This window comes from Bacillus sp. 2D03, assembly GCF_003946765.1.
In the GTDB taxonomy this organism is placed as follows: domain Bacteria; phylum Bacillota; class Bacilli; order Bacillales; family Bacillaceae_G; genus Bacillus_A; species Bacillus_A cereus.
The window spans coordinates 374,057-391,540 of sequence record NZ_RPSJ01000003.1 but is presented as its reverse complement, the minus strand read 5'-3'; the positions used below and the strand labels follow the sequence as shown (position 1 = coordinate 391,540).

Sequence of the window (17,484 nt, the reverse complement as noted above, 5' to 3'; positions counted from 1 at the left end):
GGGAGAAAATATGAGCAAAATCATAGAGTTACAAGAAGTAAAAGAACTGCAAGAGCGGTTTAATTCAAGTGCTGAAGAGTTAAATCAACATTTGGAAACATTGCAACAAAAAATAGAGGACTTTACACAAATTAACTCTTTTCAAGGGAAAGCTGCTGATACTATTAAGAATCATTTATCTACAGTTCATGGAGCTGTTATCACGGGATTTACAGTTACAACGGAAATGTTAAAAAATCAATTTCAAAAAGCAATAGAGGAGTTTAACAGTGAGGTTGACAGTGATGCAGATGCAAAAATTCATGGAAGTTATTTGGATGATGTAAAGAAAAAAGTTAATCGATATAGTGAAGGGTTTAGCTACTCTAATGAAGAGGCGAAAAAAACAGTAGGTACGATTAGTGACATCGTCGCAATTCAATATCCATCATCATCAAGCATCACTGAAGGCGCTGTAAAAAGCCAAAAAGAAATTAGTGATACATTAGAAAAATTAGAGACTTATAACAGTAAGCAAAGTGACCTGCAAGAGTTTGATGAATTAATGCGTAAGATAGATGAGGGAATGAAGCAAATAAAAGTGAATAATGGGAATTTGTCTATCGCTTCAATAGGGAAACTTATATCTAGCGTGGCAATTGGAAATATCATTAAGGTAATGGCAGATACAATGACCAAATTCGACATTAGTGTTAAGGGAACTAAGGCTCTTTTAGCTTCCTATATACGCATGCATTATGTTAAAAAGAATTATGCTTTAGACGTCCTTTTTGATCCTAAAGGTCGAAAAGGGAAAGGAGTATATGAACTATCGACATTAAAGAAAGAAGATTTGGTTAAAGTAGCAAAAATCCTTACAATGGATAATAATGATGATGTTTTAGTTCGATTTATCAAGAATAAATTAGAATTTGAATTTGGTAATTTAAAAACAACAAATTCACAAATAAAAAAAGCAAGAAAAACTATTTTAAAATTACCAGAGTTTCAAAGTTATCAAGATTTCCACGTTGATTGGGAGAAGAAAGGATTGCCTACTGCAATTGGGGAGAGAGGATTGAGTGCATTTAAGACTGCTTATGCAGACGGTTTAAAGGATTTACATCCTGGGAAATGGAAAGAAATGTTTAAAGGTATGGGGAAACCGGCCACAGTATTAAAAGGAGCAGGTATTTTTGGGGCTGTTGTGTCAGTCGGAGGGAATGTTGTAGACGCTACTAAAGATGATGGTTGGCAGTTACATGATGTAGCTGATATAGCAACAGATTCAGCTGTAGATATTGGAGCAAATGCTGGAGCGATGGCAGCTGGAGCTGTAGCAGGATCGTTTTTCCTTCCGCCGCTTGGAACTGTGGTTGGAGCTGGTGTTGCCGTAGGACTTACATGGGCAATTAATAAAAAATGGTCTTTTTTAGGAGGAGAAGACAATGCAATTGATCTTGCTAAAAAAGGAGTTAAAAAAGTAACACACAAACTTGGATCTATATTTTGGTAATAAGACTACAAGAAAGGTGCATATAGGTAATGTGGAATATAAAAGAAGAAGATTTAGATAAATTTCGGATGACATGTAAACGTCGATTAAGTCCTGAAGGTGCTTTTGGATTTATGATAGGAACAATAGTGTTTGTTTCAATAATGATGTTTTTTCTTATTGGTACTTTAGTAACGTTTGGTTGGGACTATTATACTACTTTCTTTGAGAAAACAATCGTTAGAATGGAACTTGTGCTATATAGCTTGCAAATAATTTTTTTAATTCTATATTCATTTCCAAAAGCTCGATTTAAATTTCAAAAGTTACAAACATTTGTTGTATTATTATATGCATTTCAATTAGGTACGATATTATTCACGGCTCTAATTCTTCCTGGAATGTCTGATTATACAGTTGATCGAATTACATTAGTATATGTAGGTTTCTTATTTTTAGGAGCAGTGATTATTCATATTGTGACAACGATTGATACGTTTAAACAGGCAAGTGAAGGTGCGTTTAGTATGAATGAAAGATCCACTTCCTTTTTTAGTAAAACAAAAGGAACTATGATGAAAGTGGCTTCAATATACGCATTAATCCTACTTATTTTAATTTATTTTCATAATGATTATACGTTTGACACTTTTATTGGATATGTAATAGGTACTGTTTTAATGTATACAGTAGCTATAGGTGCAGCTGAATTTCAGCTATTAGCGTATTGTAGGTTTAAATTCCCTTCATTTAACATATCATGGGAGCAACATAAAAGAGAGACTCCAAGATATCAAAAGAAAAATAAAAAAGGTAAATCAAAACGTAAGGCGTAAAGGAAATGAGTATAGTAGATTTAAATGTTCGTCATTTACTATAATGTGGAAGGAATATGAAGGAGAGCGTAAGTGACATTTGAAGAAACATAAAAAATATAGCCAAGATATAGTAAAAGGAGTAGTTATTATGAAAATTCAATATAAAGCATTATCACTTTTAAATTTAATTAGTATTACTCAAATTGTAAAAAAAGAAGATTGGTTATTACCTGCTATCGCACTGAGAAATCAAGTTGTTCATAATGGAATATATGCAGTAGGTCCTGTTCTTTTTAAATATCAGCCATTGGAAAATGAACCAGAGTACGGTGAATATACGTATTCTGTTCCAGTAAATGAGCGTGTTAAATTGGGAGAGAATTCTGCATATGAATACGTTGATGGATTAATTATTGAAGAGGCATTAAGTGTTCGATTTACAGATGAAGATGGTGATATTGAGGAGGCTTATAATTTAATACATGAGTTTGCAGAACAGCATCATATTAAATTAGATAACGGTTTTTATCACGTATGTTTAGACGTATACGGTGACATGTGGCTAGATATTTATGCTCCTATTATAGAAGTAGGTGAAACAATAAAATGATAATTGAAGGACAAAGTATTGCATATACAAATGTTGTTTCGAAGGAGTACTATTTTCATTACGAAGATATGGAAGAAGCAATTGAACATTTTATGTCAGAAATTGCAACAGCGAATTTAACAGTAAAAGGTCCGATGTTTTATGCTTTGAAAAATATACCATCTGATGAAAATATGTACGTTGAATTATTCATGCCAGTAAATGAAGATAAAATTCCAGCATCAGAAACACTTCAATTTAGGAGCTATTATTATGTTGATGAGATGCTCATGAAACGATATACGGGAGATTATGAAAAATTAACAGAGCAGGTATATGGTGAAATGCTTCTGTATATGGAGGATAATAATCTGAATTTAGCCTCGCCAATTTATCATGTGTTTAGCGGTGATGAGTCTTTACAGTATGTTGAAGTGAAGATTGCTGTATTTAATGAAGAATAATATTTTAAGCTTGTGACTTTTAACATATGGAAACATCATGAAATATCATAAAAGAGATAGTTTTGAATAGGGTTTGGGGAAATATCATAAATAAAACCTTCTCTTCTCGTTAGAATGAGGAGGTTTTGCGTTCTCAAATTTATATGTAATTAACTTAATATTTCGACATATGATTTTCAACGGGCTCATTCTGTATTGGTAGTAGTTACGTGCTATAGTTCGCTTTGTTGCTAGTTTGAAGGGGAAAGTTTATTCAAAAGTCAATTTGTAAAGAGTGGAAGGTGTTATTTTGATTAAGGATCGGAATGTTTCAGAAACAGAGCAAAGTTTTTTTCAAAGGACAATAGTATCTATCTATCAAGCGTTAGAATTTATAATGAAATATACAATGATTCTAATAATAATAATGTCAATATTTGTGATAATTGCTGCTGTTTATTTTAAAATATATGAGGGTATAGGGGTGGGTGTATTCCTCTTAATTTCGTCATTATTTGCATATTTGGTGTTTTTTAAGAAAAGTAAAAATGCCTAAATTAATAGCAAAAATACAAAGATTAACAACTATAATACGTTATTTGAAGAGGGAAAGTTTTGAATATGGCATGAATGTATAACACTAAGAAAACCTTCTCTTTTCGTTAAAATGAGAAGGTTTTTATTTTTAATCTACATGATTTAAGTGAATGTAGTTAAGGGTGGGACAATTGGATGTGGAATATAAAAGAAAAAGATTTAGATGAATTTAAAATAACATGTAGAAATCGTTTAAGTCCTGAGGCTGCCGTAGGTTTTATGCTAGGTTCAATCATATACACCTCATTAATCATGTTAGGTGTAATTTATGGTTTGGTGAAATTTGGTTGGTCCGTATATCCTAGTTTACTAGAGGAAACAATTATTAAAATAGAGTTATGTTTGTATAGCTTACAAATCATTTTTCTTATTGTATATTTATTTCCCAAAGCCCGTTTTAAATTTCAAAAGTTACAAGCTATAGTTATATTGTTATATGCACTTCAACTTGCGACTATAGGATTTGTAACAGTAGTTGTTTCGAGTATTTTTGGTTATTCAAATGATCGTATTACATTGACTTATGTAGCCTTATTATTGTTAGGAGCTTTTATTATTCATATTTTTACAACGATTAATACCTTTAAGCAAGCTAGCGAAGGCGCATTTAGTAAGTGGGAAAATTCAGTTTCATTTTTTAGTAAGACAAAAGATTTTTTAATGATTGCCTCTATATTATGTGTATTAACTCTCTTAATCTTAATTTATATTAATAATGATTATACGATGGAGCAAATAGGTTGGTATTCTGTATTGACCCTTATACTATACACGGTAGCCATAGGTGCAGCTGAGTTCCAATTATTAGCCTATTGCAGATTTAAATTTCCATCATTTTATATTTCGTGGGAGGAACATGAAAGAGAGCGTCAGAAAAGACTAAAGCTTTATGAAGGGAAGGAAAAAAAGAAAACTAAAGAAATAAAATAAGTTTTGCGTCGAAATGGGGAAAGATGAATGCTTAAAATAAAGGAAGAAGATTTAGGTTTTTTTCAAATTACAAATAAAAACCGATTAAGTCCGGATTATATAAGAATCTTTTATGGGGGAGTTTTTGCATATACTTCTATACCAATGCTCATCATGTTTTTAGGTGTTTTGCTGAACGGTGATAAGATTTCTCTAACTCCTTTTGAAAAGATAGTTGTACAAACTGAGGTTAAGTTGTATGTTTTGGAGTTCGTTTTTTTAATATTATTCATGTCTAAAAAGATTGCTTTTAAATTACAGAAACTACAAACAATCGTAACTGTATTTTATGCTTTTCAGTTAGCGACATTACCTTTCCTAGTTATGGTTGTTGAAGGAATATATGATTTTCCATGTGACAATAAAACATTGGTTTATATCGGTTTAATACTATTAGGTGCAATCTGTACTCACATTGTAGTAACGATCGATGTTTTTAGAAAAGCAAAGCATGGAGGATATAAATTAGAAGGACCGGCTGTCTCATTTTTTACTAACACGAAATTATATTTATTGATTGGAATAACGATCGGTGTAATAGTTCTACTTGTATTAATTTTTTTAAACCTTAATTATACATTTGATGAAATGGCAATTTATGTGACACAAACAATAATATTATATATATTCGCTGTAGTATCAGCAGAATTCGTCCTATTGGTGTATTGTCGCTTTAAATTTCCATCATTTAACATTACGTGGGAACAACATGAAAAGGAACGCCAGGAATTTATAGCAAATAGAAAAAGAATAAGAGAGAAAGAGCAAAGGCGAAACAAAAGCTGAAATGAAAGTTATAAATGATACTTGTAAACTTATATTGAAGATAGAATGAATACATTATTCATAAATTAACTAGTAAAGGGAGGAATGTAAGATCTTGAATAAAGATTCTAAAGCCGTAAAAAAAGAAAAAGGTTTTTTTGAAGGTGTAATAGCACCTATTATTGCTGGGATTATGTTTATTTTTTTAATTCTATATAAAATAGCAGAGTTTCTGGGGAAGTGGCTCATTATTTTGTCAATACCGAGCTATATTGTTACTATGTTTATTTTTTTATACCAGAAAGAATATGGAGGTGTATTGGTTTGTGGAATAGGCTTAATACTAATGCTATCGCTGTATTTTGTGTTTGTTAAAAAAAGTAAAAAAGGCTAGTTTAATATGAAATATCAAAACATTTATTTATTTCTAGTTTGTTTACAAATATAGAGTTAATACATGATTTTAGAAAAGATGGTGTAATTATATGTGGAATATAAAAGAAGAAGATTTAAATGAATTTAAAAGTACTTGCAAGAATCGCTTAAGTCCCGATTGGGCTACAGGGTTTATGTTTGGAACGATGTTTTTTATTTCATTAATAATGTTTTTTCTTATTGTAGGGTTAATAAGGTTTGGTTGGAGTTATTACCCGACTCTCTTTGATAAAATAATTGTTAGTCTTGAGTTAGTGCTTTATAGTCTTCAAGTAATTTTTTTAATTATTTATTTGTTTCCTAAGATGCCATTTAAATTTCAGAAACTACAAACACTTGTGGTACTGTTATATGCGTTTCAGCTAGGTACTATTACATTTACAATGTTGATAATCCCGGGAATGTCAAATTATTCAATTGATCAAATTACATTAATGTATGTTGGGTTATTATTTTTAGGTGCAGTCATTTTACATGTTTTAGCGACTATTGATACTTTTAGACAGGCAAGTAAAGGGGCATTTAATACGGGAGAAGAATCCTCTTCATTTTTTAGTAAAACAAAGAGGATTGCAATTAAGTGTGCTCTAATTTATGTGTTAACGCTTCTCATTTTAATTTATGTGCATAATGATTATACACTAAATATTTTAGGATTGTATGCGGGAGGGACTCTAATCATGTACGCGGTAGCCATAGGTGCAGCAGAGTTCCAATTATTAGCCTATTGTAGATTCAAATTTCCATCATTTTATATTTCGTGGGAGGAGCATGAAAGAGAACGTCAGGAATTCTTAAAACGTTATAAAGAGAGGGAGGAAAAGAAAGCGAAAGAAATAAAATAAGTTTTGGTTTCTGAAAATTCGAATAGAATATATAAGCAATTAAGGATTGTATATAAATCAATGCTATTAAAAATTAAAGCATCTTCAATATAATCTGTACGAGTAAGTAAATATCAGTAAGTAAAGGTGAGATGTATTACTTTCCAAAAAGGAACATAATGAACTTAAAAATGCCTAGAGAAATCAACGGGGTGTCAGTATGAAGTTAAAGAAGAAAGCCAAGACGATGATAGTTCTGTCAATAATAGCAAATTTATTAAGTGGATGTGGTTTTGGGGAGACGAAGATAGAGTATGAGAGATTAGTAAAGGCATTGGATGAAGGTGATATGAAGACGGTTATGTCTGCGAGTGATGATGGATATGCATATGTGAAAGAAGAGACTAGCGACAGTACTTATGAAGAAAAAGAAGATGGTGAACATAGCAGGATAATATATCAAACAACCCATGGAGTATATAATGTGAAAGAAGACGACTTATATGGGAAAACAACTCAAAAGGTTGTTACTGATATAAAAAATGATAAAAACGTTGGTAGTAATCAAAATTACAAAAAAGAAACGGTCTATAGTACAAATTTAAAAAATGAAAAATCCCGTTCAGTAGCCCAGGATCAAGCTATGAATGTTTCATATGTAAAATTAATGTTTAGAGGATTAAATGAACTTAGTAAATTGAAACCGAGTGAAGATAAAAAAAGATCTAGTGAACCGAGCATAATAAGCTATGATTTAACTGAATTACAGTTTAAAAGCATAATGAATGATAAGTTAAATTTAAAATATGATAAATTTGATTCTGCAATATTGATGATTGAGTTTAATACGCCTAATGATACAAAAGAAAATCAAATGAGAATAACACAAATAACAATATCGGTAAATTATGAAGAAAAAAAAGAAGATAAGCTTATAAAATGCAATCAAGAGATTTCAACATATTATCATACCAGGGAAGATAATAATCAAAGTTCCAAAAAAGAATATGTAAATTATGAAAAAGAGTATATAAATCAAAAATAATATATTTTAATTGAATTTTGAGAACGATAAATGTTGTGAAGATATGAGTAAAGGGGTAGTGAAAAATAGTTACTGTGATAACAGTTATGTTTTACTGAGCGCGTATAGTTTTGGTAAATCAAAATAGAGTATGAGAGTCTAATAAAGGCATTGGATGAAGGTGACAAGAAGACGGTTATACTTAATTGAAAGAAGAATATTTGGAACTTTTGAGGAAAAAAGACACTACTTGAACCATCAAAAAGCATTCTGATTAGATGATTATGGTAATTAATATGGTAATGATATACCTAAAAGATTATCTGAATTTAGTTGTACAAAAATCTATGTACTTAAAAATATTAAGAATGGAATAGAATTTTAGTGGATGAAAATTATTTAAACTGTATAGAAGGTGAAATGTCAGGGTGTGGAAAATAAAAGAAGAAGATTTAGATAAATTTCGAATAACATGTCAAGGCCGTTTAAGTCCTGAAGGTGCTACGGGTTTTATGCTTGGAACAATATTTTATATTTCAATATTTATGTTTATTATTTTTGTAGGGAATTTGAATTACTACAACAATTTTTTTGATAGAACAATTGTTAAAACTGAAATTGTGTTATTTAGTATTCAAATTATATTTTTAATTATATATCTATTTCCGAAAGCATGTTTTAAATTTCAAAAGTTACAAACGCTCGTTATATTATTATATGCGTTTCAGCTTGGAACGATATTATTTGTAGTTTCGATTGTCTCTGAAATGGCTGACAATTCAACTGGTAGGATGTATACTGGGCTACTATTTGTAGGGGCAGTTATTATTCATATTGTAGCAACGCTAGATACATTTAAACAAGCAAGTGAAGGTGCGTTTAGTAGTGGTGAAAGATCCACCTCTTTTTTTAGTAAGACAAAAGGAGCTATGATTAAGGGGGCTATAATATATGTATTAATACTACTTATTTTGATGTATTTTCAAAATGATTATTCAATTGATTTTTTTGTTATGTATGGAGTGGGAACTGTATTAATGTATGCGGTTGCAATTGGAGCGGCAGAATTCCAACTATTGGCGTACTGTAGATTTAAATTCAAGTCATTTAATATGTCATGGGAAGAGAATGAGAGAATGGGTGGGAGAATTCGAAAACAAAATAAGAAATTCAAAACGAAAAATAAATAATATATTAATAGAATTTTAGTGTTCGAAAAATAATTGAAACGTATAGAAGGTGAAGAGCCAGGATGTGGAATATAAAAGAAGAAGATTTAGATAAGTTTAGGATGACATGTAATGATCGTTTAAGTCCTGAGGGGGCTACAGGATTTATGTTTGGAGGAATACTATTTAGTTCAATAACCATTTTTTCTATTGTTTTATCAGCCGGGTGGGATTACTGCATGCTTCTCTTTAATATAGGAATTGTTAAGTTAGAAGTATTCTTATATATTATACAAATAATTCTTTTCGTCATTTATTCATTTCCGATAGCTCAATTTAAATTTCAAAAACTACAAACCCTTGTCGTATTATTATGTTCATTCCAATTGGCAACAATAGCTCCTATTGCTTTGACTGTTACTAAAATGGCTAATAATTCAATTGATTGGATTACAATACTGTATGCGGGTTTATTGCTTTTAGGAGCAGTAATTTTTCATATCGTAACAACAATAGATACATTTAAATTGGCAAGTGAAGGTGCGTTTAGTATGGATGAGAGGTCTGCTTCTTTCTTTAGTAAAACAAAAGGAAAGATGATGAAGTGGGCTACACTATACGCAGTAACTATTCTTATTTTGATATATTTTCATAACGATTATGGGTTTGATGATTTATTTATGTATGTAGTAGGGACCTTTTTAATGTATACGATAGCAATCGGTGCAGCTGAATTTCAGCTATTAGCATATTGCAGATTTAAATTTCCATCATTTAATAAAACGTGGGAGCAACATAAAAGAGAGACTCCAAGATATCGAAAGAAAAATAAAAAAGGTAAATCGAAACGTAAGGCATAAAGAAAGTGCGTATTGTACGTTTTGATGATAGAAAAGTAATTATTTACAAGAGAGTATTTTAACTTCTAAAAGAAAATTTAATTATGTAAGGTGATTAAAGTGATTAGAAGGTTATCTGATCGAAAATGTAGAGTGGGTAGTGTGATGATGAAATGAACATAAAAAAGGTTTCTAAAATGATTACTATCATAATAACAATCAGCCTACTACAAGCATGCAGTTTTTTTGAAGAAAAGGTAGAGTATGAGCCATTTATTAAGGCATTGGATGAAGGTGACATGAAAAAGGTTATGTCTGCAAGTGATGATGGGTATGCTTTTGTGGAACAAAGAGGTATTTATAGTACGTTTGAGCAAAAAGAAGATGGAGAGTATAGTAAGACAATTCGTCAAACTACGGAAGGTGTATATAATACAAAAGATAAAAGTTTATATGGAGAGGCGATACAAACAGTTATGACTGATATAGAAAAAGACAAGGGAAAAAGGACAAATGAGAATTATAAAAAAGAAACTATTTATAGTACTCATGTTAAGTATGAAAATGGACAGGTGAAAAGTTCGGATTCAAATCTAGATGTTTCATACGTAAACTTAATTGTAGATCGTTTAAATGGGATAGGGAAACTAAAGATGAAGCCCGAAGGTGATATAAAAAAGTTTGATCAGCCTAATTCAGTGGGATATCGACTAACTGAATCTGAATTTAAAGATATTATTAATAATAAATTAAAGATACAATACGATGAATTTGATGGAGCAACAATCGTATTGCACCTGGATGCCTCAAAAAATCCAAAACAAATTTTGCAAATGAGGATAGATATAGATTTTAAAGAAAAGAATGAGGATGGAAAATTAGTAGAAAATATGTTCCAAATAATAACGTATTTTAATAGAAAACAGGATAATAACCAAGATGCGAGACAGGAATATTTAAAATACAAGGCGCAGTACAACAAAAGAGATAGTTAAGAGTGGTGATGAACATAAAAAGGTATAAAATCAGTGACTACGAAAATTGAATCTTTATTTTGGTAATATACTATAGTTCGGGGAAAGGTGGAGCTAACAAATGTGGAACATAAAAGAAGAAGATTTAGATGAATTTAGAATTACATGTAGAAATCGTTTAAGCCCAGAACGCTCCATGGTGTTTATACTTGGCGCAACTGTTTATAGTTCATTATTCATGCTTTTTATTTTTGGAGCATTAGTTAAATTTGGCTGGGGTTACTATCCAAATCTCTTTGACAAAATAATTGTTTGTATTGAATTAGTTTTATATACCTTGCAAGTAATCTTTTTAATTCTATATCTATTTCCAAAAGTTCGTTTTAAATGTCAAAGGTTGCAAGCGCTTGTGATATTATTATGTACATTTCAGCTGGGAACTATAGGATTCACATTGTTTATACTTCCAGCAATTTCAAATTATTCGATTGATCAAATTACATTATTGTATGTGGGTTTATTGTTTCTAGGAGCAGTTTTTGTTCATCTGGTGACAACAATTGATACCTTTAAACAAGCAGAGAGTGGAGCATTTAGTATGGATGAAAGGACAGCTTCATTTTTTAGTAAAACAAAAAACAACGTAATGATTGGTGTTACGGTATATGCACTAATCCTTCTTATTTTAATTTATTTTCATAATGATTATGAAATAGAGATATTAGCAGGGTATATAGCAGGAACTCTTGTAATGTACGCGGTAGCCATAGGTGCAGCTGAATTCCAATTATTAGCCTATTGTAGATTTAAGTTTCCGTCATTTTATATTTCGTGGGAAGAGCACGAAAAGGAACGTCAGAAAAGACTAAAGCTTTATGAAGAAAAGGAAAAAAAGCAAGCCAAAGAAATAAAATAAGTTTTGATTTCTGAAAATTCGAACGGAATATATAAACAATTAAGGATTGTATAAAAATCGATGCTATTAAAAATTAAAGTATCTTCAATATAATCTGTATGAGTTAATAAATACCGGTAAGTAAAGGTGAACTATATTACTATCAAAATGGGAATGTAATGAACCTAAAAATGCCTAGAGAAATCAAGGGGGTGTCAGTATGAAGTTAAAGAAGAAAGCTAGGATGATGATAGTTCTGTTAATAGTATCAAGTTTATTAAGTGGATGTAGTTTTGGGGAGACGAAGATAGATTATAAGCCATTTGTCAAAGCTTTGGATGAAGGTGATATGAAAAAGGTTATGTCCGCTAGTGATGATGGATATGCCTATGTGAAACAAAGAGGTATATATAGTACATATGAGCAAAAGGAAGATGGAGAGCACAGTAAAACAATCTATCAAACTTCGAAAGGCATATATAATACGAAAGATAAAAGTTTATATGGAAATACAACACAAGAAATTACCTCGGAAGTAGATAATAAAAATTATAAAGAAGAAGTTAATTATAGTACAAATATTAGTTATGAGAATGGACAGGTACAAAGTACGGATTCAAGTCTGGATGTTTCATACGTGAACTTAATTGTAGATCGTTTAAAAGGGATAGGGAAACTAAAGATGAAGCCAGGAGGTGATATAAAAAAGTTTGGTCAGCCTAGTACTGTTGGATATACATTAACTGAATCAGAGTTTCAAAATATTATTAATGATAAGTTGAAAATACAATATGATGAATATGGTGGTGGATCGATCGCACTGCATATTGAGTTTACAAAGGGCTCAGAGCAGATATTGGAAGTGAGTATTGTAGTGAATTATAAAAAGAGAAATGAAGAAGGAAAGTCAGTAGAACACATATCACAAATACACACATACTTTGATAGTCAACAAGGTAATAATCAGGACGCGAGACAGGAATATATTGATTTTAAAGCACAGTATAATAAGAAGCAGTAATATTAAAAAGAGCATTTGCACGTAATGATAATAGCGACATAAGTGGAATAAATGTTTCATAAATATAGTGGAAAGAATTTGAGGGTAAACGCCCCAATTGCTGGAGTAGATGCAACTGGGGCATTTATCTGTCTAAATTTAGCTTGAATACATGACATGTTTTAGTTAGGGGCACGGCTTTACAAGTAGTTTCTCCATCTTCATAATAACGGTGTGAAATTTTTGTGTAATCGGCTTTTATTGCTAAGTTACAACTATTTCCTCTTATAGAGTACTTCTTATTATCGATACATCGTCCACATCCCGATGTCTTTAAACCCTAGACGTTTATAAATTCGTCCAGCAGCTGGATTGTTATAAAATAAACAAAGTGTTCGGCCTTCTTTCGTAAAGTCTTGAATCATTTTTTGTAATATGAGTGAAGCATATCCATTTCCACGATAATTCGGGTGTGTACATACACCAACTACCATAGCGGATAATGAATTTTCAGCGGAAGTAGAGGTGGATGCGATGATCACGCCGTCTTTTTCAATATAGTATGTGCGTCCTGTATTCGTTTCGATAGCCTGCCTTAATATCTTCTCTGATTCATTAGTAGTCGGAAATTCAGCAATGTCACTTCGTAATTTCATAATTCGTTCTATATCATCGAGTGACGCAAGTTTAATCGTTTCATGAATAGGCGTGTCAGGTAAGTTGTTGTCATTTAGACATTCACAAAAATACATTTCATTTTTGACGCCTAATTGTAGACTTGGAGCAGTTTCAAACTTTTCTACAATAGTTGACTTACCAGAGAGTTTAAGTGGCTTATATGCGGAAAGAAGTGCCTCATAATCAGTGGTAACAAAGTCTTCTTTACTATATGGTATAAATGAATCGTGGAATCGGAGTAAAATTGATTTTAATGTTCCATTCTCTTTAAATACTCCCCATAGTTCTTGAAAATCTGTGTCATAACCGAAAGCTTCAATATCTCCAATAATAAACAAGTTAAGGGCTGCTTCTTCTTTTAGGTAAGTGAATACTTGTTCATGATCTTTCTTTGTTAATTTTCGCATCATAACGAATCGACCTCTTTTTTTATTTTTCTAAATATTACAACTTAAGTTTTTTGAAATCAATATAAAATTTTATGTTTAGTTCACAAACTTTCGGAAAAACTAGGAAAGATATGACAAAGGAGGTTATGAACGGTGGATCATCCAATTCAAGGGTTAATGAAAGCAGCAATGGAAAATTTAAAAGAAATGGTTGATGTAAATACGATTGTTGGAGAGCCTGTTCAAACGGCTGACGGTGGTGTGGTGTTAACGGTTTCTAAAGTAGCGTTCGGTTTTGGAGCAGGAGGTTCTGATTTCCAAACGAATGATGGACAAAGAGCGAACGGTAACGCTGCATTTGGTGGCGGTAGCGCGGGTGGTGTTTCGATTACACCAGTAGCATTTCTTGTGGTGAATAAAGATGGAGTAAATATTCTTCATCTACAAAATGCGACACATTTAGCAGAAAAAATGATTGAATTAGCTCCACAAACAATTGATAAAATTCAATCGATGTTCCAAAAAGAAGAAAAGAAAGAGGGAAATCATCATCCTCAAAACCCAGATGAAATCCTTTAAAAACGCCTGCTTATGAGCAGGCGTTTTTTCTTGTAATCACTATGTAATAAAACACATGAAATTGTAAATAGTTTTTGAAGTTTTTTCTATGTTTCTAAAATTTTTCATGTTAAAATATGCTATAGAATTGAAACATATAAAACGAAGGTGGCTAGGTGCTTTGTCTGGAGGATCTGACCAAGTAAAGAATATGATATATATTAATGGTAATCGTCGAGGTCATTGTTTTATTACATCAGGAATTACGTTTAAAGAGTTTGCGAGTAACATCCCTTCACCGCTTCATCAAGTGTTGCTTTTGAAGCACAACTTTGAATGGACGGATTTTCATTATCATACTTTATTTGAATATGTTGAGGAAGAAAATATACATAAGTTAATTCAAGCAGAGATTGATGAATTTGATGAATTTTGTTGGGTAGATTTTGATGATGCAAGCGATTTAGATGAATTAGAGCCGAAAGAAATTGCAGAATTATTATATTTGGCTCACAAAAAAGAACCACTTGCAAGAACATTCTTTCCGCTGTTGAAAAATCGATTTGTTTATTTTTCACATGATGACGGATGGTACAACAAAGTGTATTATCGTAGAATTGCTGATTTTGTAGGAATGTTAAGTAAAGTCATTCCGTATAAACTCGGTGCTTTCGGTAAGAAACGTTTTTCTTTCTTCCAAAAATCAAAAATTTTCCCAGCAATTTCAAAAGAATTGATCATGGGACTGATTCCACTAATGGAAGATGGTCTTTACATAGATCTAGCAGGGAAGATTGAGTCAAGAAGAGGTCTTGAAATTCCGGTATATGTAGTTGGTTCGTATGAAAGTACGGATGAGGTGTTAGATAATATCGATGAATTGAAAGAGGAAGCAACAGAAACAGGTTGGCTCATTTTTGATAAGAAAGAACAAGAGTGGCAATGGGTTGTTGACTAAGAAAACTTGGCGTATGAAGTCAAGTTTTCTTGTCATTTGAAAGGAGTACAAATGAAGAAATATTATACAATTGTGGGTATTATAAGTATTATTCTCGTGGCAATATTACTTATAACTTGTCCGAAAGAATCAGATTTTAAAGTGTATGTAGAGGATAAGTATGCGTTGAATTGTAATGAGAGTAGTTTTGAATGCACGCAAAATGTAGATGGTAAAAAAGAAAAACTACAATTTGAAAGTACAGATGCACGAAATGGTGTATTCTTTATGACTGTAAAGCAAACATTTAAAACAGAAGCTGGTGTTTCAAAAGAATATAGCGGAGTAGGAATGTTTGGTACATTTCTTTTTGTTTCAGAGAAGACTTTCTAGTAATAGAAGGTCTTTTTTTTATGCTTATGTTCATATAGATGAAGTAAGACAAGCATAGGAGGGATAGCGATGAAGAACACATGTATCGTTTGCGGTGGTGAGGAGTTTTTTTCCTCAACGTTATATGCACGAACGAAACAAGATTGGGCATATGCACCAAACATGTATCGATTTGAAAAAGTATTTATTGAGCATCGAGATGAAGAAAATTATCCAGTGTTTCAAGAAATTACAGCGAAACATTGTTGTGGATGCGGTCATATTATGTTGTATCACGAATGAACACACCAAGTATAACTTGGTGTGTTTTTTTAAAACGCTGACAAAGCAAGCGGATAAAGTAAAGTAAATAAAACAGAAAAACTACCAAAACCAATTGCTGTATATCCAAGTGTTCTTGCTCCGAAATTGACAGCTAATAAGCCAACTAAAATTGCTAGGGAGCCGAGCGTAACGGGATAAAAAGCAATGGAGAATAACGAAAGAAATAAAGCGACATAGCCTACCATTGCGCCGGTATTTGTACCTTCTATCTCATTTGCAATTTCTTTACGCTTATGTCTAATTGGAATGCCAGCTGGTGATATTTCAGCAGCATACTCTTCGTTTTTTTCACCACTTTTAAAATGATGATTTCTCTTTCTTCGCATGTACATCCCTCTCTTTCAATTGGGTGTATCTATAGTATCTTTCAAAATGAGAAGAGCATGAGTATGAGTTAAACCCAAGTAAAGCAAAAATTGGAGAATACGCATTCCATCGTTAACATATCCATCTCCTAGTGAAGATAAAGTGTGGGATTTTTTTCACTAGGACTGATTATCAGCCAGCAACAATTGGATTTTTATGAGCAGTTCTCTCCCATTAACTGGTCCGCATCCATTGAATTTTGAGGTAGGTATCTTACTGCAAGCGGGATAAAACAGGAATTTTGGAAAATGATGTAGAATGAAATGAATGATAATACGTGAAGGTAGGGGAATGTATGACGAAATTTAATTGGCATGAATCAGCAGAAAAGAAATGGGATAGTAGTGCAGAGTTTTGGAATCAAAATAGTCAAGAGATGTGGGACAGCGGGAGTAGGAGCACAATTATTCCGTTTTTTGAACAATACGTGAAGAAAGAAGCACTAGTGCTCGATGTTGGTTGTGGTGATGGGTACGGTACATATAAATTAAGTCGCGCAGGCTATAAAGCAGTGGGAGTAGATTTATCGGAAGTGATGATTCAAAAAGGTAAGGAACGCGGGGAAGGACCGAATTTATCTTTTATAAAAGGAGATCTTTCTGCATTACCATTTGAAAATGAGCAATTTGAATCAATTATGGCAATTAATTCTTTAGAATGGACGGAAGAGCCATTACGAGCGTTAAATGAAATAAAGCGTGTGTTAAAGAAAGATGGATATGCATGTATTGCAATTTTAGGACCGACAGCAAAGCCACGAGAGAATAGTTATCCTCGCTTGTACGGAAAAGACGTTGTTTGTAATACAATGATGCCTTGGGAATTTGAACAGTTAGCGAAAGAACAAGGTTTTAAAGTTGTAGATGGCATCGGCGTATATAAGCGCGGAGTAAACGAGAAGATGTTAGGTCAACTACCTACAGAGTTGCAACAATCGTTAACATTCTTATGGGTATTTATGTTAAAAAACGTATAAAGAAATGAAAGAATTTTTAGGAGGTAAATAAGTGCAGAAAATACAAAA

Annotated in this window: 23 protein-coding genes; 21 read left to right on the top strand and 2 right to left on the bottom strand. The window is 32.0% G+C overall.

The annotated features are described in order from the left end of the window. The first annotated feature begins 10 nt into the window (after positions 1 to 10). The 16 genes from EBQ15_RS10230 (at position 11) to EBQ15_RS10155 (ending at position 12,836) form a co-directional block, all read left to right on the top strand. A complete protein-coding gene (locus EBQ15_RS10230) occupies positions 11 to 1,495 on the top strand; it encodes a T7SS effector LXG polymorphic toxin (protein ID WP_000034619.1) in 1,485 nt (494 codons plus the stop codon). A gap of 29 nt (positions 1,496 to 1,524) precedes the next feature. Continuing rightward, a complete protein-coding gene (locus tag EBQ15_RS10225) occupies positions 1,525 to 2,310 on the top strand; it encodes a hypothetical protein (protein ID WP_000267114.1) in 786 nt (261 codons plus the stop codon). A gap of 130 nt (positions 2,311 to 2,440) precedes the next feature. Continuing rightward, positions 2,441 to 2,902, top strand: a complete 462-nt coding sequence (locus tag EBQ15_RS10220; RefSeq protein WP_000701784.1) for a DUF5085 family protein — start codon at positions 2,441 to 2,443, stop codon at positions 2,900 to 2,902. Then, positions 2,899 to 3,345: a DUF5085 family protein gene (locus EBQ15_RS10215; RefSeq protein WP_000582716.1), complete on the top strand. Its 447-nt coding sequence runs from the start codon at positions 2,899 to 2,901 to the stop codon at positions 3,343 to 3,345. Before EBQ15_RS10220 ends, EBQ15_RS10215 begins: the two co-directional genes overlap by 4 nt. A 289-nt stretch (positions 3,346 to 3,634) precedes the next feature. Beyond that, positions 3,635 to 3,880 carry a hypothetical protein gene (locus tag EBQ15_RS31570; RefSeq protein ID WP_033683858.1) on the top strand — a complete coding sequence of 82 codons (246 nt, stop codon included), beginning with the start codon at positions 3,635 to 3,637 and terminating at the stop codon, positions 3,878 to 3,880. A 176-nt stretch (positions 3,881 to 4,056) separates the two neighbouring features. Beyond that, a complete protein-coding gene (locus tag EBQ15_RS10205; protein ID WP_000267169.1) occupies positions 4,057 to 4,851 on the top strand; it encodes a hypothetical protein in 795 nt (264 codons plus the stop codon). A 27-nt stretch (positions 4,852 to 4,878) separates the two neighbouring features. After that, a complete protein-coding gene (locus tag EBQ15_RS10200; protein WP_000912763.1) occupies positions 4,879 to 5,676 on the top strand; it encodes a hypothetical protein in 798 nt (265 codons plus the stop codon). Positions 5,677 to 5,770: 94 nt separating this feature from the next. Next, a complete protein-coding gene (locus EBQ15_RS10195; RefSeq protein ID WP_001030793.1) occupies positions 5,771 to 6,049 on the top strand; it encodes a hypothetical protein in 279 nt (92 codons plus the stop codon). A gap of 91 nt (positions 6,050 to 6,140) precedes the next feature. Further along, entirely contained in the window at positions 6,141 to 6,935 is a 795-nt protein-coding gene (locus EBQ15_RS10190; protein ID WP_000267163.1) for a hypothetical protein, read from the top strand. 199 nt (positions 6,936 to 7,134) lie between these two features. After that, the gene (locus tag EBQ15_RS10185; protein ID WP_000768466.1) at positions 7,135 to 7,959 is read left to right on the top strand and encodes a DUF3952 domain-containing protein; all 825 of its coding nucleotides are present in this window, start codon (positions 7,135 to 7,137) and stop codon (positions 7,957 to 7,959) included. A 117-nt stretch (positions 7,960 to 8,076) separates the two neighbouring features. Beyond that, positions 8,077 to 8,148, top strand: coding sequence for a DUF3952 domain-containing protein (locus EBQ15_RS31565; RefSeq protein ID WP_117616460.1), 72 nt, complete (start codon positions 8,077 to 8,079; stop codon positions 8,146 to 8,148). Between the two features lie 218 nt (positions 8,149 to 8,366). Continuing rightward, complete coding sequence (locus EBQ15_RS10175; protein ID WP_000265485.1) at positions 8,367 to 9,128, top strand: hypothetical protein; 762 nt, start codon at positions 8,367 to 8,369, stop codon at positions 9,126 to 9,128. Between the two features lie 62 nt (positions 9,129 to 9,190). Next, the gene (locus EBQ15_RS10170) at positions 9,191 to 9,967 is read left to right on the top strand and encodes a hypothetical protein (protein WP_000267121.1); all 777 of its coding nucleotides are present in this window, start codon (positions 9,191 to 9,193) and stop codon (positions 9,965 to 9,967) included. A 176-nt stretch (positions 9,968 to 10,143) separates the two neighbouring features. Then, on the top strand, positions 10,144 to 10,941 hold the full coding sequence (locus EBQ15_RS10165) for a DUF3952 domain-containing protein (protein ID WP_000628352.1): 798 nt from the start codon (positions 10,144 to 10,146) through the stop codon (positions 10,939 to 10,941). A 100-nt stretch (positions 10,942 to 11,041) separates the two neighbouring features. Continuing rightward, a complete protein-coding gene (locus EBQ15_RS10160) occupies positions 11,042 to 11,836 on the top strand; it encodes a hypothetical protein (protein WP_000267099.1) in 795 nt (264 codons plus the stop codon). Between the two features lie 199 nt (positions 11,837 to 12,035). Further along, positions 12,036 to 12,836, top strand: coding sequence for a DUF3952 domain-containing protein (locus EBQ15_RS10155; protein ID WP_000768487.1), 801 nt, complete (start codon positions 12,036 to 12,038; stop codon positions 12,834 to 12,836). Positions 12,837 to 13,117: 281 nt separating this feature from the next. On the opposite strand, the gene EBQ15_RS10150 is transcribed toward EBQ15_RS10155, so the two are convergent. Further along, positions 13,118 to 13,903 carry a GNAT family N-acetyltransferase gene (locus EBQ15_RS10150; RefSeq protein WP_000984782.1) on the bottom strand — a complete coding sequence of 262 codons (786 nt, stop codon included), beginning with the start codon at positions 13,901 to 13,903 and terminating at the stop codon, positions 13,118 to 13,120. Positions 13,904 to 14,035: 132 nt separating this feature from the next. Here EBQ15_RS10150 and ytfJ point away from each other — a divergent pair, with 132 nt between their 5' ends. The 4 genes from ytfJ to EBQ15_RS10130 all read left to right on the top strand — a co-directional run bounded on the left by ytfJ (position 14,036) and on the right by EBQ15_RS10130 (position 16,052). Then, entirely contained in the window at positions 14,036 to 14,461 is a 426-nt protein-coding gene (gene ytfJ / locus EBQ15_RS10145; protein WP_000349986.1) for a GerW family sporulation protein, read from the top strand. Between the two features lie 160 nt (positions 14,462 to 14,621). Beyond that, positions 14,622 to 15,398 carry an oxalate:formate antiporter gene (locus EBQ15_RS10140; RefSeq protein WP_000014087.1) on the top strand — a complete coding sequence of 259 codons (777 nt, stop codon included), beginning with the start codon at positions 14,622 to 14,624 and terminating at the stop codon, positions 15,396 to 15,398. 51 nt (positions 15,399 to 15,449) lie between these two features. Then, positions 15,450 to 15,770 (top strand): hypothetical protein, encoded by a 321-nt coding sequence (locus tag EBQ15_RS10135; RefSeq protein WP_000761171.1) that lies wholly within the window; start codon positions 15,450 to 15,452, stop codon positions 15,768 to 15,770. Between the two features lie 69 nt (positions 15,771 to 15,839). Further along, positions 15,840 to 16,052, top strand: coding sequence for a hypothetical protein (locus EBQ15_RS10130; protein WP_000798747.1), 213 nt, complete (start codon positions 15,840 to 15,842; stop codon positions 16,050 to 16,052). A gap of 29 nt (positions 16,053 to 16,081) precedes the next feature. Here EBQ15_RS10130 and EBQ15_RS10125 read toward each other — a convergent pair whose 3' ends face one another. Next, a complete protein-coding gene (locus EBQ15_RS10125) occupies positions 16,082 to 16,420 on the bottom strand; it encodes a hypothetical protein (RefSeq protein WP_001253201.1) in 339 nt (112 codons plus the stop codon). A 335-nt stretch (positions 16,421 to 16,755) separates the two neighbouring features. Here EBQ15_RS10125 and EBQ15_RS10120 point away from each other — a divergent pair, with 335 nt between their 5' ends. Next, complete coding sequence (locus EBQ15_RS10120) at positions 16,756 to 17,436, top strand: class I SAM-dependent methyltransferase (RefSeq protein WP_000160041.1); 681 nt, start codon at positions 16,756 to 16,758, stop codon at positions 17,434 to 17,436. Positions 17,437 to 17,484 lie beyond the last annotated feature (48 nt).

Excerpts from the sequence above, each read along its gene's own strand:
- EBQ15_RS10230 (WP_000034619.1), top strand. The coding sequence starts at position 11 with ATGAGCAAAATCATAGAGTTACAAGAAGTAAAAGAACTGCAAGAGCGG.
- EBQ15_RS10225 (WP_000267114.1), top strand. The coding sequence starts at position 1,525 with ATGTGGAATATAAAAGAAGAAGATTTAGATAAATTTCGGATGACATGT.
- EBQ15_RS10220 (WP_000701784.1), top strand. The coding sequence starts at position 2,441 with ATGAAAATTCAATATAAAGCATTATCACTTTTAAATTTAATTAGTATT.
- EBQ15_RS10215 (WP_000582716.1), top strand. The coding sequence starts at position 2,899 with ATGATAATTGAAGGACAAAGTATTGCATATACAAATGTTGTTTCGAAG.
- EBQ15_RS10205 (WP_000267169.1), top strand. The coding sequence starts at position 4,057 with ATGTGGAATATAAAAGAAAAAGATTTAGATGAATTTAAAATAACATGT.
- EBQ15_RS10200 (WP_000912763.1), top strand. The coding sequence starts at position 4,879 with ATGCTTAAAATAAAGGAAGAAGATTTAGGTTTTTTTCAAATTACAAAT.
- EBQ15_RS10190 (WP_000267163.1), top strand. The coding sequence starts at position 6,141 with ATGTGGAATATAAAAGAAGAAGATTTAAATGAATTTAAAAGTACTTGC.
- EBQ15_RS10185 (WP_000768466.1), top strand. The coding sequence starts at position 7,135 with ATGAAGTTAAAGAAGAAAGCCAAGACGATGATAGTTCTGTCAATAATA.
- EBQ15_RS10170 (WP_000267121.1), top strand. The coding sequence starts at position 9,191 with ATGTGGAATATAAAAGAAGAAGATTTAGATAAGTTTAGGATGACATGT.
- EBQ15_RS10165 (WP_000628352.1), top strand. The coding sequence starts at position 10,144 with ATGATTACTATCATAATAACAATCAGCCTACTACAAGCATGCAGTTTT.
- EBQ15_RS10160 (WP_000267099.1), top strand. The coding sequence starts at position 11,042 with ATGTGGAACATAAAAGAAGAAGATTTAGATGAATTTAGAATTACATGT.
- EBQ15_RS10155 (WP_000768487.1), top strand. The coding sequence starts at position 12,036 with ATGAAGTTAAAGAAGAAAGCTAGGATGATGATAGTTCTGTTAATAGTA.
- EBQ15_RS10150 (WP_000984782.1), bottom strand. The coding sequence starts at position 13,903 with ATGATGCGAAAATTAACAAAGAAAGATCATGAACAAGTATTCACTTAC.
- EBQ15_RS10135 (WP_000761171.1), top strand. The coding sequence starts at position 15,450 with ATGAAGAAATATTATACAATTGTGGGTATTATAAGTATTATTCTCGTG.
- EBQ15_RS10130 (WP_000798747.1), top strand. The coding sequence starts at position 15,840 with ATGAAGAACACATGTATCGTTTGCGGTGGTGAGGAGTTTTTTTCCTCA.
- EBQ15_RS10125 (WP_001253201.1), bottom strand. The coding sequence starts at position 16,420 with ATGCGAAGAAAGAGAAATCATCATTTTAAAAGTGGTGAAAAAAACGAA.
- EBQ15_RS10120 (WP_000160041.1), top strand. The coding sequence starts at position 16,756 with ATGACGAAATTTAATTGGCATGAATCAGCAGAAAAGAAATGGGATAGT.